The following is a 13,716-nucleotide window of genomic DNA, read 5'->3' as shown; positions in this document are numbered from 1 at the left end:
TGTGACGCGTTACCTTTGCATGAGCATACTTCACACGCGACTAGGCCGCAGAAAACCCATCTGCTCGTCCACGGCTTGGGGGGAGCCGTCGGTCCTGGGATACGATCTCGCCTGCCCTCGCCCAAGCGAGGGAGGTGATTATCCTGGAACTGCCTAGCCACGGGCAGGCTCCCGCACAGGTCGACAGCGGTACGTTCGAAGGGCTGGCGCGGAGCCTGGACGATTGGCTCGTCAAAGAGAACCTTACAGGGATCGACATGGTCGGCAGCTCCTTGGGCGCCGAGCTTGTGCTCGTGATGGCGCGGCGCGGTCGCGTCGGCTCAGTCGTCGCCCTGGACCCGGGCGGCTTTTGGCAAGGGTGGGAGCGGACGTACTTCCGGACCACCATAACGGCATCGATTGCACTGGTACGGGCTTTGCGACCGGCACTTCCCGCCCTTCCGCGAAATGCCACCGGCCGGACTGCATTCATGCTGCAGCTTTCCGCAAGATCCTGAACGCTCGATCCCGGTTTCGTCTTGAATGAACTGCAGTCGTTTGCTGATACGCTTACGTTCGACTCGTTGGTAAAGGACCTTGCCACTGGCCCGATGCAGGAAGGCTCCGCGACCCGGTCGACCCGGGTGGTCATCGGCCGGGGTCACAAGGATCGCCTGTGTCTGCCGCAGCAGGCCAGCCGCGCGAAAGCTGCCTACCCGGAAGCGACAATGCACTGGTTCGAGCGCAGCAGAAACTTCCCTATGTGGGATCGGCCAGATTAAGCGATCCGCGTCATTCTCGATGCCACGGATCGCAGGGACTCTGAATGATGCTCCGGTAAGCTGGTTAGTATTCGAAAAAGCGCACAGCAGAGCTCGCCTCCGCGCTCACGCCATCTTTTTTGGGTCGGAAGAGGATCTTCGGTCCTGGCAGCAGTATCGTAGAGCAAAGACATTCGCCGGATAATCTAGATTTCCGCCCTTCAGTCATCGCTTCCGATGCCGCGAGGTGTGTCAAGCACGCTACCATTGAGGAAGCCTGGCACCGGCATAAGCACTTGCAAGCGATGACAAACTACTGGTGTCATTGCAGGTTGAGAGGACAGTCAATTGTGATGGTGCTGTCAGTCCCATTTCGGCAACTCGATCGATGGCATCAAGCAAAGCGTAAAAAACGCCTGTCGATCCCAACCCAATGGCCGTCTAACATCTGCCAGACTAGGAACTCCTGAGGTTTGAAAGGGTAGAAGGAATAACCGAATTCATCGAAAAGGGCCCAAAAATGCGCGCATTAGTCTGGAACGGAACGAACGACATCCGCTGCGAAACGGTCGACGATCCTCGCATCGAGGATCCCCGGGACTGCATTCTCAAGGTCAGTTCGACCGCGATCTGCGGCTCCGACCTGCATCTGATGGATGGTGTCGTTCCCAAGATGAAACAGGGCGATATCCTGGGCCACGAATTCATGGGCGAAGTCGTCGAGGTCGGTGCGGATGTTAAAAGGTTGAAGGTCGGCGACCGGGTGGTGGTGCCCTTCACCATATCCTGCGGCGAATGCTGGTTCTGCCAGCGCGAAATGTATTCTCTGTGCGATACGACCAATCGCACCGCGGAAAACGCGCGCGCGGCCATGGGCCACGCTCCTGCCGGACTTTTCGGTTATTCCCATCTGACCGGTGGCTATTCCGGCGGTCAGGCAGAATATGTCAGGGTGCCCCACGCCGATGTCGGTCCGATCAAGCTGGAAAACGACCTGCCGGACGACAAGGTGCTGTTCCTGTCCGACATCTTTCCGACTGGCTGGATGGCGGCGGAAAACGCCATCGGCTATGAAAAGGGCAAAACCGTTGCGGTGTGGGGAGCAGGACCGGTCGGCCAGTTTGCAGTGCGCAGCGCGTGGATGATGGGAGCGGAACGGGTCATCGTGATCGACCGGGTGCCTGAAAGGCTGGCACTCGCCGCGAGCTACGGCAAAGCCGAAACCATCGATTACAGCCAGACCGACGTCAAGGAGGCGCTAGACGAGATGACGGGTGGCCGGGGACCGGATGCAGGCATCGACGCGGTCGGCGCTGAGGCCCACGGGCACGGAGTGCTGGGCGATATCAAGGACAAAGTCGAGTTGCACACCACCGGCATGTCCGACCAGCCGTTTGCGCTGCAGGAAATGGTCATGTCAGTGCGCAAGGGCGGGACGCTGTCCGTCCCCGGCGTCTATGCCGATAAGGTGACGTTCCCGATCGGGCCTTTCATGAACAAGGGGCTCACCATGAAATCGGGACAGACACACATGCAGCGCTATCTCGCGCCGCTGCTTAAGCGGGTGGAAGCCGGTGAGATCGACCTTTCGGGCATCATCACCCATCGGGGCGACCTCAAGGACGGGCCCGATTTCTACAAGACCTTCCGCGACAAGGACGATGGCTGCATCAAATGCGTGATGAAACCGGAGGAGCTATGATTCAGGTACCGGTTATCTGAAACTGAATGAGCTAACCCTCGCGCCAAGGATCGGACGTCTGATCGATCGTGAGTTCGTCTCAATAAGGTCGGCGGGCCGCCGCGGCGTCGGTGCGGTTGTGATCGACCCAGCGATCGGCGGACATGAGGATGACCGGCTTCTGGTTGTAGAAGCGCAAGTCCTCTTTCGAAGCGTCGGTGATGGTCATCGAATAGCTACGCCTCATTCGTCGCTGTCGCGCTAGATACCGGCGCATACGAGCTTGTCGCCATCGGGGTGGTCGAACCAGATACGGCCTTTAGCGTCCTTTGGTGCTTCGGCATCGTAAAAGGATGAAACGGGTACCAGGCAGCGGCGGCGAATGGGCAGTACGTCACGGCAGAGGACGTCGGTACGACCCCCCAAGACATGGCGCTGGTGCGAACACATACGGCCCAGTTGATGGTCGAGAAAATCCGCGGCATGATCCTCGTCAGTTCGGTCGAACACGTCCTCTAGGAAGGCAAGATCATTAGGCGCGACTTCGCGAGCCGGGAGGGCAGAGCCAGGATTCCGACATGTTCTCGTGTTCAAGGATCAAGACGAACTCCGACGTTTCGCATCTTCCGTCCTGACTTCATCATGCCTGTCCGCCGTGTACCGAGGAATCATGTATTCGTCTGGTCGGCCGGCACATCACTCGGCAAGTTGGCCGCGCCCGTTTTTTCGGAGCATGCCAAACCTTCAGTGCCAAGACCGTAACAGGTCATGGACACTGAACCCATCGAATAGCCGCGCACCAGCGGATCAAGGGTTTCGTTGCGGGCAGCCGCCATTCCGGCAAGATAAATCAGCGGAACGAAATGGTCGGGCGTGGGAACCGCCGCGGCATAATCGGGATGCTCCACAAGGCGCAGCAGATCGCCCGGGTTTTCTGCCAGTTGGCGAACCGCTGCTTCATCGAAACGCTCTGCCCAGTCGAACGCAAAATCGGGCTGGTTCCAGCGCACGGCTCGGAGGTTGTGAACGACATTTCCGCTAGCGACCACCAGGACGTCGCGGTCCTGCAAGGCTGCCAGTCTTGCGCCAAGGTCAAGATGATAGCTCAGCGGCTTGAGCGCGTTGATCGAGAGCTGCACCACCGGGATGTCCGCCTCAGGGTACAGGTGCGCGAGCACCGACCACGTTCCGTGATCGAGACCCCACTGATCCTGGTCGAGACCCACCCACTCGGGCTTCACCAGCTCAACGATCTCTTTCGCGAGGTCCGGATCGCCCTGGGCCGGATATTCAAAGTCGAACAGCTCCTGTGGGAATCCGTAGAAATCGTGGATTGTGCGAGGGCGTGCCATGGCCGTCACCGCCGTAGCACCGAAATACCAATGTGCAGAAACCACGAGGATCGCCTTGGGGCGGGGCAACTCAGGCCCGAATGCCCGCCAGGCCGAGGTGTAGCCATTGCTCTCGAGCGTGTTCATCGGGCTTCCGTGGCCGATAAAGAGTGCGGGCATCCGATCCATAAGAAGACTCCTAGTGGTTCACCTTGCTGCGCGAAGGCTTGCGAAGTGATACTTCACGCGCCACTGGCAGGCTCAACAAGTTTAAATTCGGCTTCTACCGCCGATCCTTCTTACGCTCTGTTCGTTCGAGCGATAATATCGTCATCTGACGCTAAAGCATCTTGAGTGGACGGCGGTGGCGTGGCCTGGGAAATGCCGCGTCGAGTGTCGCAAGCTGAGCGTCGGAAAGAACGATATCGGCGGCGGCGCGGTTTTCCCGCACATGTGCGACTGAACTCGCTTTCGGGATGGCGATAAGACCATCTTGCCGCAACGTCCACGAAAGTGCGACCTGCACAGGGGTTGCGCCAACCTCGGCTGCAATTTTGTCGAGAGCGGGGTGGGTAGAAAGTCGTCCCTGCTCGACTGGACTATACGCCATAACCGGTATGTTATGCTCGGCGAGCCACGGCAGCAGGTCCAATTCGGGGCCTCGCCGGACCAAATTGTAGAGGATCTGGTCGGTCACGCAGCCATTCGCGCCCGCAGCGACAAGCTCTTCCATATCATCGGTATCGAGATTGCTGACACCCCAGTGTCGGATCTTTCCTGCCGATTTGAGCGCCTCCAATGCCTCCACAGTCTCAGCGAGCGGCACCGATCCCCGCCAATGGAGCAGGTAGAGGTCCAGCCGGTCGGTGCCGAGCCGCTTCAGGCTCGCCTCGCACGCACCGGCAAGGCGGGAGCGCGATGCGTTCTGCGGATATGCCTTGCTGACGAGGAACAACTGGTCGCGAACGCTGCCCAGCGCCTCGGATATCAGCGTTTCCGCCGCACCGTCGCCGTACATTTCGGCGGTATCGACGAGCGTCATGCCCAGTTCGACACCGGCGCGCAGCGCGGCGATCTCATCGGATCGCCGCTCGGTACGCTCACCCATCTTCCAGGTGCCTTGACCCATTGAAGGAATTACTTCCCCGCCGGGCAATGTCACGTGCTTCATGTGCTTTCGTCCTGTGAGATGAGTTCGGCTGTTCGGCCCGCGGGAGGCGGATTGGCAGATGACCATGATGTAACGATCATATCGCGGCCGGCCATCGATCGAGTGCCATTTTGGCGATGGAGAGCAGTTCGTTGATCGTAGCGCCGTCGCGCGCCTGAACGGACATGCCTTGCATGACCGTATTGATGAATTTGCCTAGCACGGCCGGATCGCTGTTGGCCGCAAGCTCGCCCTGCGCGGCACCGCGTTGCAGACGCTCGATCAGGAGGGCCTCCGCCGCGATACGCTTGTCGCGCAGCAGGCATTCGATGGCGGCGGACGCCGGCGAAACGGCTGCCGCTGCCGAATACATGAAGCAGCCGGCCGGCGTTCCAGGTTCCGAGAATGATGACGCCGCTCGTTCCAGCAGGCCTTTGACGGCCTCGTAGGTGGACAGCGCCGGATCGTTGATCGGTGCATAGAGGTGGACGCTGAACGTTGCGGCGTAGCGCTCGATCACCGCCGCAAACAGCCCTGCCTTGTTCTCAAACGCTGCATAGAGACTGGCGGCGGCAACGCCAGTCTCCGCCACCAGATCGGCCATCGATGTCGCCTCGTAGCCGCGCTGCCAGAACAGCCGCACCGCCTTGTCGAGCGCAGCGTCAGTGTCGAACACACGAGGGCGACCTGCGCGGCGACGGGCTCTCGTCTCTGTCATCTCTGGTGCACGATATGGAACGATCGATAAATAATATCTTGAAACTGGTGGTTCGCACCCTTACAGAACGATCATTCAATAATCAAGGAGCATCCCATGAGCCGCATTGTCCGTATTCACGAATATGGCGACGCCAGCGTCCTCAGGATTGAAGATGTGGCAGTCCCCGCGCCCGCGGCCGACGAAGTGCAGATCGCGGTGAAGGCGATAGGCATAAACCGCGCCGAGGTGATGTTCCGCAACCATGCCTACCTTCAGGAAGCCGAGTTCCCGAGCCGCCTTGGATATGAGGCTGCCGGCATTGTCGTTACGGTCGGCGCGGACGTGACCGGGTTTGCGGAAGGCGAAGCCGTCAGCGTCATCCCCCCGCTCGATATCGCTCGTTGGGGGACTTATGGCGAGGTCGCCAACGTGCCCGCCCGCCTCGTCGTCAAGCATCCGGCGGCGCTATCGTTCGAGGAAGCGGCGGCCGTATGGATGCAGTATGTCACCGCCTGGGGTGCGCTGGTGGAGCAGGCAAAACTCGGTGAGGGCGATTTCGTCATCGTCACTGCTGCCTCCAGCAGCGTCGGCCTTGCCGCCTTCCAGATTGCGCGGATGGTCGGCGCGACGGTAATCGCGACGACGCGTACCGGCGCCAAGCGCCAGGCCCTGATCGATGCCGGTGCACATCATGTCGTCGCGACCGGGGAAGAGGATCTGGTAGCAAGGGTGATGGAGATAACCGATGGTCAGGGTGCGCGCGTGGTGCTCGATCCGGTCGGAGGCCCGTCGTTCGAGCCGCTGACCGAGAGCATGGCACGCGGCGGCATCCTGCTCCAATATGGCGCGCTCAGCGGCGAACCGACGCCGTTCCCGTTGTTCTCCGTGCTGGGCAAGAGCCTCACGCTCAAGGGGTATCTCTACAGCGAGATCGTCTCGGACGATGCCGCCCTCGATCGCGCCAAGGCGTTCATCGTGGCGGGTCTGGAATCGGGCGCGCTCAAGCCGCGGATCGCGCGCACTTTCCCGCTCGACGCCATCCAGGACGCTCACCGCTTCCTCGAATCGAACGATCAGATCGGCAAGGTCGTCGTTACGGTCTGACCGGCATACCGGGGGGAGTAAGCGATCGCCCCCCCCCCTTCACCGACAAAGGATCGGACGATCGGCGCCCATGCCAGTATGAGAATGTCGACGAATTTGCGCTGACGCAACGGCCTGGCACTAGCAATCAGTTTAACTCAACGAGGGTATCCCAACATGAAATCTCGCGCCGCTGTAGCCTTCGAGGCGGGCAAGCCACTCGAAATCGTCGAGATCGATGTCGCCCCACCCCGGAAAGGCGAAGTCCTCATACGGGTGACGCACACCGGTGTGTGCCACACCGACGCGTACACGCTGGAGGGGAGTGATCCGGAGGGTGTTTTCCCGGTGGTTCTGGGCCACGAGGGCGCGGGCATCGTTGTCGAGGTCGGTGAAGGCGTCACCAGCGTCGTGCCGGGCGATCACGTGATTCCGCTCTACACCGCCGAGTGCGGCAAGTGCGACTTCTGCCTGTCGGGCAAGACCAACCTGTGCGTCGCTGTCCGCGAAACGCAGGGCAAGGGCTTGATGCCCGATGGGACCACCCGCTTTTCGTACAACGGTCAGCCCCTCTATCATTACATGGGCTGTTCAACCTTCAGTGAATATACTGTCGTCGCCGAAGTCTCGCTCGCCAAGATCAATCCCGAGGCAAACCCCGAACACGTCTGCCTGCTCGGCTGCGGCGTCACGACCGGCATCGGCGCAGTCCATAATACCGCCAAGGTCCAGCCCGGAGACTCGGTCGCCGTGTTCGGACTCGGCGGCATCGGCCTCGCGGCGATTCAGGGTGCGCGCCAGGCGAAGGCGGGTCGCATCATCGCCATCGACACCAATCCGTCCAAGTTCGAGCTGGCACGCCAGTTCGGTGCGACCGAGTGCATCAACCCCAAGGACCATGACAAGCCCATCCAGCAAGTGCTGATCGAGATGACGGGCTGGGGCATCGATCATACCTTCGAGTGCATCGGCAACGTCCAAGTCATGCGCGCCGCGCTTGAATCAGCGCACCGTGGCTGGGGTCAGTCGATCGTGATCGGCGTTGCCGGCGCGGGCGAGGAAATCTCCACCCGCCCATTCCAGCTCGTCACGGGCCGCGTATGGAAGGGGTCAGCTTTCGGCGGTGTCAAGGGACGGACAGAGCTCCCCGGCATGGTCGAGGACGCGATGAGAGGCGATATCGATCTGGCCCCGTTCGTAACCCACACGATGGGTTTGGAGGAGATCAACGAGGCCTTCCAATTGATGCACGAAGGCAAGTCGATCCGCTCGGTCATTCACTACTGACCTATCGTTACGAAGCGGCGCGAGGCGCCCGGATCGACAATTCGTCCGTCATCATGGCCCGACCCAGGCCATGATGACGCGCGCTCTGGCAAATGGGCAACGCGTCGCGATGGGGTAACAAGCGCCGAAGTCCGGTCGTTTCATGCCGATAGCGCCACGGACCAGGGCCGCCTCGCCCAGGCGCTTACCAGCGGAGTGTGTGTGGCCTCGTCGCGCGGCCCAAAGGGGAAAATCATTTTGTCGTAACCTTTGTCTGATGCGGGAAAAATATTTCAAAGGTGCCGAACATCGGGCCGGCCTTGGCGTTGGATGTACTTAGTCGGAAATGCATTCATCTGTTATCCGACTGTGATGAACCACGGGACGCACCGGCGTATAGGGCAGGAAGACTGAATTGAAGAGCAAGAATATTAACGCGACTACGCCGGCCACCGATCATGGGCATGCGGGTCCGCCCGATTGCGTGCAGGTTCGCGGCGCGCGCCAGAATAACCTCAAGAATATTGACGTCGATGTACCTCGCAACGCCTTCGTGGCGTTCACCGGCATATCGGGTTCGGGCAAGTCATCGCTCGCGTTCGGCACCCTTTATGCCGAAGCCCAGCGACGTTACCTGGAATCGGTCGCGCCCTATGCCCGTCGCCTGATTGACCAGGCGGGCGTGCCGGAGGTCGACGCGATCGACGGTTTGCCGCCTGCGGTCGCGTTGCAGCAGCAACGCGGCTCGGCCAATGCACGATCCTCGGTCGGCAGCGTGACGACGCTCTCCAGCCTCGTGCGGATGCTCTATTCGCGCGTCGGAGAATATCCGCGCCATCAACCCATGCTCTATGCGGAGGATTTTTCCCCCAACACGGTCGCCGGTGCCTGCCCGACCTGTCACGGCATCGGCCGCGTATATGACGCGACCGAAGAGACGATGGTCCCTGACGACAGCCTCACCATTCGCGACCGGGCGATCGCCGCCTGGCCGACCGCCTGGCATGGCCAGAACCTGCGCGATATCCTCGTTTCGCTCGGCTATGACGTCGATACGCCGTGGCGAGACCTGCCCAAAAAGGATCGCGACTGGATCCTCTTCACTGAAGAGGCGCCGATGGTGCCGGTCTATGCGGGCCTAACGCCCGAACAGACCCGGACGGCGCTCAAGCGCGGCATGGAGCCGAGCTATCAGGGCACCTTCACCGGCGCGCGCCGCTATGTGCTGGAAACCTTCGCCAACACTAAAAGCGCGCTGATGAAGAAGCGCGTCTCGCAATATATCATCGGTCGCGATTGCCCGACTTGCGACGGCAAGCGCCTGAAGCGCGAAGCCCTGTCCGTGAAGTTCGCGGGCCTCGACATCGCCGAGTTCGGCGACCTGACGGTGTTGAAACTCCGGGACTTGCTCACGCCCGTCGCGCATGGCGAATACGGGGGCGCCGCGGCGGTCCCGAAGGGCCATGCCCTCGGCAAGGCGGCCCGCGATGCGGCGGTCGAACGGCGAGTCGCGGCAGGAGGTTCGGCGCACAAGGCTGCGCCCGACGTACGCCGCACGCCCAATCTCTCCGACGAGAAGCGGATCGCCGCCCAACGCCTTGCCTGCGAATTGATCGAGCGGCTAGAGCCGCTGATCGATCTTGGCCTTGGCTACATTTCGCTCGACCGCAGCACGCCGACGCTCTCCTCCGGAGAGCTGCAACGCTTGCGGCTCGCCACGCAATTGTCGTCACAGCTTTTCGGCGTGGTCTATGTGCTTGACGAGCCTTCGGCAGGGTTGCACCCGGCAGATGGCGAAGCCTTGCTCACCATCCTCGAGCGTCTCAAGGCGGCGGGCAACTCCCTGTTCGTCGTCGAACATGATCTCGACGTGATCCGCCGCGCGGAATGGCTCGTCGATGTCGGGCCAGGAGCCGGGGAAAAGGGCGGTGAAGTCCTCTACAGCGGGCCGATAGAGGGGCTTGCCGACGTCGAGACTTCGATCACCCGCCGCTACCTGTTCGCAGAGCCGCTCCACAGTGAGCGCACACCGCGCGATCCCAAGGCATGGCTACGCCTGGAAGGGATCAGGCGGAACAATCTCCATGGTCTCGACGTCGAGTTTCCCATCGGCTGCTTCACCGCTGTCACCGGCGTTTCGGGATCGGGCAAATCCAGTCTTGTCAGTCAGGCGCTGCCCGAGCTCGTCACGGAACACCTCGGCGGCCCCCCCGTGGCCGAGGAGGAGGATATCGATCCGCTGCTCGATGTTGCGCAGAACGACACTGAAGGACGCGTTGTCGCAGGCATGGAGCATGTTCGCAGGCTGGTGCGGGTCGATCAGAAACCGATCGGCCGCACGCCGCGCTCGAACCTAGCCACCTACAGCGGCATGTTCGACCATGTGCGACGGCTCTTCGCTGATACGCCGCTCGCCCGCCGGCGGCACTACAAGCCGGGAAGGTTCTCGTTCAACGTCCCGCAAGGCCGCTGCCCTGTGTGCGAGGGCGAGGGATACGTCATGGTGGAGCTGCTGTTCCTGCCGAGCGTTTTTGCCCCGTGCTCGACCTGTCATGGCTCTCGCTACAACCCGCAAACGCTCGAAGTCGAATGGAACGGGCGCAATATCGCCCAGGTGCTCGAACTGACGGTCGACGATGCGTGCGATTTCTTCGCTGGCGAGGCATCCGTGATGCGCTCCCTCGACGTGTTGCGGGAGATCGGTCTTGGCTATCTGAGGCTCGGTCAGCCGGCGACCGAGCTGTCTGGCGGGGAAGCGCAACGCATCAAGCTGGCGACTGAACTGCAACGCGCTCAACGCGGCAACACGATCTACATCCTCGACGAGCCAACTTCGGGCCTTCACCCCTCCGATGGCGACCGGCTGATGCAACACCTGCAGGACCTCGTAGACGCCGGCAATACCGTCGTAGTCGTCGAACATGACATGCGCGCCATCGCCCAGACGGACTGGGTCATCGACCTGGGACCGGGGGCCGGGGAAGATGGGGGCCGTATCGTTGCCAGCGGCGTCCCTGGCGTCGTTGCGGAAGCGGAAGGTAGTCTCACCGCTCGCTATCTCAAGGCGGCGCTGTAGGTCGTAAACCTAGCCGAACGCACGTTGGACCAGGTGCATCTCAACCACACGTTGGGATGGGTCGACTCCGGAAGCGGGACCCGGCGATGCGTCACCGCGGTGACGCGGCTCAGGTTTTAGGTGCCGCAGGTCGCCGTGTTCGTGTGATACGCGGCGTGGCGAACGGCCAATCGCTGGCTATCCGCCACGCTTGCTTTGTGCAGACCTTCTTCATTGAGAGGGCCCTTCACATGGTTCGTCGAAACGCCCCGTCTTAATTCCCTGCTGCGATTTCCTCGACGAGTTTGGCACAGAAGGCGGGCAAATCATCGGGATCGCGGCTAGTAACAAGGCCGTTGTCGACCACGACTTCCTCATCGGTCCATGTACCGCCGGCGTTCTCGATATCGACCTTCAGCGTCGGGTAGGACGTCAAGGTGCGACCCTTGAGCACGTCCGCCTCGATCAATGTCCAGGGTGCATGGCATATAGCCGCGACAGGTTTCTTCTGATCGAAGAAAGCCCGGATGAAACCGATTGCCTCGTCGCTGCCGCGCAGCTTGTCGGCACCGACGGTCCCTCCGGGCACGACAAGTCCGTCGAAATCGTCGGCTTTGACATCGGAAAACGTCTTGTCGATAGTATAGCTGCCGCCCTCGTCGAGATCGCCATTGACTGTGCGGGCCTTGCCCGATTCAAAACTGACCACGGTCACTTCGCCACCAGCGTCCTCGACAGCTTGCTTAGGCTTCGAGAATTCTGGTTCTTCCGTCCCGCGGGGTGCGATCAGAATGGCGACCGATTTGCCTTCTAAAGTCATAATTTATCTCCTCTTCTGTCCAAGATTAAGGTCAGGTGCCCGGCTTGAGCACGACCTTCGTCCAACAAGCATCGTGCTCGTCGAAATTCTTGAAGGCGCCCGAGCCCGCCGCCGTCGACTGAGCCGGTGCCGCCGCGCTCCAAGGCTCAGCCGTGCGCGAAAGCCTGCGCCGCCGCCTCGGCCATGGCCTGATCCTGCTTGCCGGCGCCGCCCGACACGCCCACCGCGCCGATCACCGTCTCGCCCTCCTTGATCGGCACGCCCCCGGCGAAGATCATCACCTTGCCGTCGTTGGAGGCATGGATGCCGTAGAAGTCGGCGCCCGGCTGGGCGAGCTTCGCCAGCGCCTTGGTCTCGACGTTGAACGCGCGCGCCGTCCACGCCTTCCTTATCGCGATGTCGACGCTGCCGCGCCACGCATCATCCATCCGCGCGAACGCCAGGAGGCAGCCGCCCGCGTCCACCACCGCGATGTTCGACGGGCTGCCGATCCGCTCGGCCTCCGCGATCCCCGCCTCGATGATCGTCCGCGTGTCGTTCAGCTCGAGTGTCCTGGATGGTGCGCATGGCGTGTATCCTTGGCCAGTTCGGGGAAAGCTGTTCAGTGCACGCCGCCGCGCGCGGGTCCCCCCCGCGGGCGAGAGCGACGTGCTAGGGTGCCGATCGCTCCGCTATTTCGCGGCCAGCAGGGTGAACTTGTGAATCTGCGGCGGTTCGGAAAACAGTTCGTCTGCCTTTTCCATCAGTGCGGCGGCAACCTTGCCGTCGAGATGGGCCTGGCGATCCTGCTCTGTCTCGAACGTATCGAAGATCCCGTACGCACCGGGACCTTCCTCGATCGCGTACCAGGTCTGAGTGCCCGGCTCAGCTTGAACGAGCGGCAATGCCGAGGTCAGGAAATCGGCGACATCGCGCTCTTTTCCGGGCTTGGCCTTCAGCGGTACATACAGGGCAAGTTTGGGCATAAGTGACTCCTCAAGTGATACGGACAGATATTGTTCGGCAAACTAACGGACGAGCGGGCCGGCACGTTCCCTAAGAGGCGGAGCACACCCGGCCCCGCCTCCTCGTCGAAATCAGAACTCCTGTGCGGTCGGCCGGATGACGATCGCGTTGATGTCGACGTCATCCGGTTGTTCGACAGCGAACGCGATAGCACGCGCCACCGATGCCGTCGGGATGGCCTGCTTGTAGAAGTCGAGCACCGTTTCGGCAGCCGTGCCTGATGTCGTGAACTTCAAATCGCTTTCGACAGCTCCAGGCTCGATTGACGTGACCCGGACTTTTTCCCCCACCTCGTGGCGCAAGCCTTCGCTGATCGCGCTGACGGCAAACTTGGTGCCGGAGTAGACCGTGCCGCCCGGTGCGAAGACCTTGATACCCGCAACCGAGCTCAGGTTGATGATGTGACCGCTGCCCTGGTCGAGAAAACCGGGAAGGGCCGCCGCGATGCCGTAGAGCGTACCCTTCAGATTGACGTCGATCATCTGGTCCCACTCGTCGGTGTTGACCTCGGCCATTGGACGGATCGGCATAAGCCCGGCATTGTTGATCAGCACGTCGAGGCGGCCGAAGTCGGCAATGATTGCGGCGACGACGGACTGGACCGCCGATTTGTCGGTCACGTCCAGCGCGTAGCTACGTGCCGTGCCACCGTTTGCGGCGATGTCAGCGACGACCTCGTCGAGCCTGTCCTTGCGACGCGCGGCGATCGCCACCTTCGCGCCGCGTTCCGCGAGAAGACGCGCAGTTTCCGCGCCGATGCCGCTGCTGCCGCCGGTAATGAGAACGACCTTGCCTTCGATACCCTTTGTCATAATTGTATTCCTTCAAGTCAGTTGTTGATTTTTTGCCGGATCGCGGCCCCGCGCGAGCCTGCCCGGCCTGATG

At 61.5% G+C, this 13,716-nt stretch carries 15 protein-coding genes; 6 read left to right on the top strand and 9 right to left on the bottom strand.

From position 1 onward, the window contains the following. Positions 1-134 precede the first annotated feature (134 nt). From CVE41_RS14905 to CVE41_RS10410, 3 genes are all read left to right on the top strand, one after another. Positions 135-497 carry an alpha/beta hydrolase gene (locus tag CVE41_RS14905; RefSeq protein WP_232725656.1) on the top strand — a complete coding sequence of 121 codons (363 nt, stop codon included), beginning with the start codon at positions 135-137 and terminating at the stop codon, positions 495-497. Between the two features lie 21 nt (positions 498-518). Then, the gene (locus CVE41_RS14900; protein ID WP_232725655.1) at positions 519-761 is read left to right on the top strand and encodes an alpha/beta fold hydrolase; all 243 of its coding nucleotides are present in this window, start codon (positions 519-521) and stop codon (positions 759-761) included. Between the two features lie 499 nt (positions 762-1,260). Further along, positions 1,261-2,442 (top strand): zinc-dependent alcohol dehydrogenase, encoded by a 1,182-nt coding sequence (locus CVE41_RS10410; RefSeq protein WP_100260589.1) that lies wholly within the window; start codon positions 1,261-1,263, stop codon positions 2,440-2,442. 79 nt (positions 2,443-2,521) lie between these two features. Here the strand turns inward: CVE41_RS10410 and CVE41_RS14980 are convergent, their stop codons facing one another. The 5 genes from CVE41_RS14980 to CVE41_RS10390 form a co-directional block, all read right to left on the bottom strand. Continuing rightward, the gene (locus tag CVE41_RS14980; RefSeq protein WP_269800153.1) at positions 2,522-2,650 is read right to left on the bottom strand and encodes a hypothetical protein; all 129 of its coding nucleotides are present in this window, start codon (positions 2,648-2,650) and stop codon (positions 2,522-2,524) included. Between the two features lie 32 nt (positions 2,651-2,682). After that, positions 2,683-2,931, bottom strand: coding sequence for a hypothetical protein (locus tag CVE41_RS10405; protein WP_100260588.1), 249 nt, complete (start codon positions 2,929-2,931; stop codon positions 2,683-2,685). A gap of 158 nt (positions 2,932-3,089) precedes the next feature. Continuing rightward, complete coding sequence (gene ygiD / locus CVE41_RS10400; protein WP_269800181.1) at positions 3,090-3,932, bottom strand: 4,5-DOPA-extradiol-dioxygenase; 843 nt, start codon at positions 3,930-3,932, stop codon at positions 3,090-3,092. A 160-nt stretch (positions 3,933-4,092) separates the two neighbouring features. Continuing rightward, positions 4,093-4,923, bottom strand: coding sequence for an aldo/keto reductase (locus tag CVE41_RS10395; protein ID WP_198507650.1), 831 nt, complete (start codon positions 4,921-4,923; stop codon positions 4,093-4,095). 76 nt (positions 4,924-4,999) lie between these two features. Continuing rightward, on the bottom strand, positions 5,000-5,578 hold the full coding sequence (locus tag CVE41_RS10390; protein WP_232725652.1) for a TetR/AcrR family transcriptional regulator: 579 nt from the start codon (positions 5,576-5,578) through the stop codon (positions 5,000-5,002). Positions 5,579-5,716: 138 nt separating this feature from the next. On the opposite strand from CVE41_RS10390, the gene CVE41_RS10385 reads away from it, so the two are divergent. The 3 genes from CVE41_RS10385 to CVE41_RS10375 all read left to right on the top strand — a co-directional run bounded on the left by CVE41_RS10385 (position 5,717) and on the right by CVE41_RS10375 (position 11,027). Beyond that, positions 5,717-6,706 (top strand): zinc-dependent alcohol dehydrogenase family protein, encoded by a 990-nt coding sequence (locus tag CVE41_RS10385; protein ID WP_100260584.1) that lies wholly within the window; start codon positions 5,717-5,719, stop codon positions 6,704-6,706. 156 nt (positions 6,707-6,862) lie between these two features. Beyond that, the gene (locus CVE41_RS10380) at positions 6,863-7,972 is read left to right on the top strand and encodes an S-(hydroxymethyl)glutathione dehydrogenase/class III alcohol dehydrogenase (RefSeq protein WP_100260583.1); all 1,110 of its coding nucleotides are present in this window, start codon (positions 6,863-6,865) and stop codon (positions 7,970-7,972) included. Positions 7,973-8,366: 394 nt separating this feature from the next. Beyond that, a complete protein-coding gene (locus CVE41_RS10375) occupies positions 8,367-11,027 on the top strand; it encodes an excinuclease ABC subunit UvrA (protein ID WP_232725649.1) in 2,661 nt (886 codons plus the stop codon). Between the two features lie 253 nt (positions 11,028-11,280). Here the strand turns inward: CVE41_RS10375 and CVE41_RS10370 are convergent, their stop codons facing one another. From CVE41_RS10370 to CVE41_RS10355, 4 genes are all read right to left on the bottom strand, one after another. Further along, entirely contained in the window at positions 11,281-11,826 is a 546-nt protein-coding gene (locus CVE41_RS10370; protein ID WP_100260581.1) for a type 1 glutamine amidotransferase domain-containing protein, read from the bottom strand. A gap of 146 nt (positions 11,827-11,972) precedes the next feature. Then, positions 11,973-12,368: a GlcG/HbpS family heme-binding protein gene (locus CVE41_RS10365; protein WP_269800180.1), complete on the bottom strand. Its 396-nt coding sequence runs from the start codon at positions 12,366-12,368 to the stop codon at positions 11,973-11,975. Positions 12,369-12,497: 129 nt separating this feature from the next. Then, positions 12,498-12,791, bottom strand: a complete 294-nt coding sequence (locus CVE41_RS10360; RefSeq protein WP_100260579.1) for a putative quinol monooxygenase — start codon at positions 12,789-12,791, stop codon at positions 12,498-12,500. A gap of 111 nt (positions 12,792-12,902) precedes the next feature. After that, positions 12,903-13,643, bottom strand: a complete 741-nt coding sequence (locus tag CVE41_RS10355) for an SDR family oxidoreductase (protein ID WP_100260578.1) — start codon at positions 13,641-13,643, stop codon at positions 12,903-12,905. Positions 13,644-13,716: the final 73 nt, after the last annotated feature.

It is taken from the genome of Qipengyuania seohaensis, from assembly GCF_002795865.1.
In the GTDB taxonomy this organism is placed as follows: domain Bacteria; phylum Pseudomonadota; class Alphaproteobacteria; order Sphingomonadales; family Sphingomonadaceae; genus Qipengyuania; species Qipengyuania seohaensis.
This window is presented reverse-complemented; position numbering and strand designations above follow the sequence as displayed.

Coding starts and splice junctions, on each gene's coding strand:
- CVE41_RS10410 (WP_100260589.1), top strand. CDS start 1,261: ATGCGCGCATTAGTCTGGAACGGAACGAACGACATCCGCTGCGAAACG.
- CVE41_RS14980 (WP_269800153.1), bottom strand. CDS start 2,650: ATGACCATCACCGACGCTTCGAAAGAGGACTTGCGCTTCTACAACCAG.
- ygiD (WP_269800181.1), bottom strand. CDS start 3,932: ATGCCCGCACTCTTTATCGGCCACGGAAGCCCGATGAACACGCTCGAG.
- CVE41_RS10395 (WP_198507650.1), bottom strand. CDS start 4,923: ATGAAGCACGTGACATTGCCCGGCGGGGAAGTAATTCCTTCAATGGGT.
- CVE41_RS10385 (WP_100260584.1), top strand. CDS start 5,717: ATGAGCCGCATTGTCCGTATTCACGAATATGGCGACGCCAGCGTCCTC.
- CVE41_RS10380 (WP_100260583.1), top strand. CDS start 6,863: ATGAAATCTCGCGCCGCTGTAGCCTTCGAGGCGGGCAAGCCACTCGAA.
- CVE41_RS10370 (WP_100260581.1), bottom strand. CDS start 11,826: ATGACTTTAGAAGGCAAATCGGTCGCCATTCTGATCGCACCCCGCGGG.
- CVE41_RS10360 (WP_100260579.1), bottom strand. CDS start 12,791: ATGCCCAAACTTGCCCTGTATGTACCGCTGAAGGCCAAGCCCGGAAAA.
- CVE41_RS10355 (WP_100260578.1), bottom strand. CDS start 13,643: ATGACAAAGGGTATCGAAGGCAAGGTCGTTCTCATTACCGGCGGCAGC.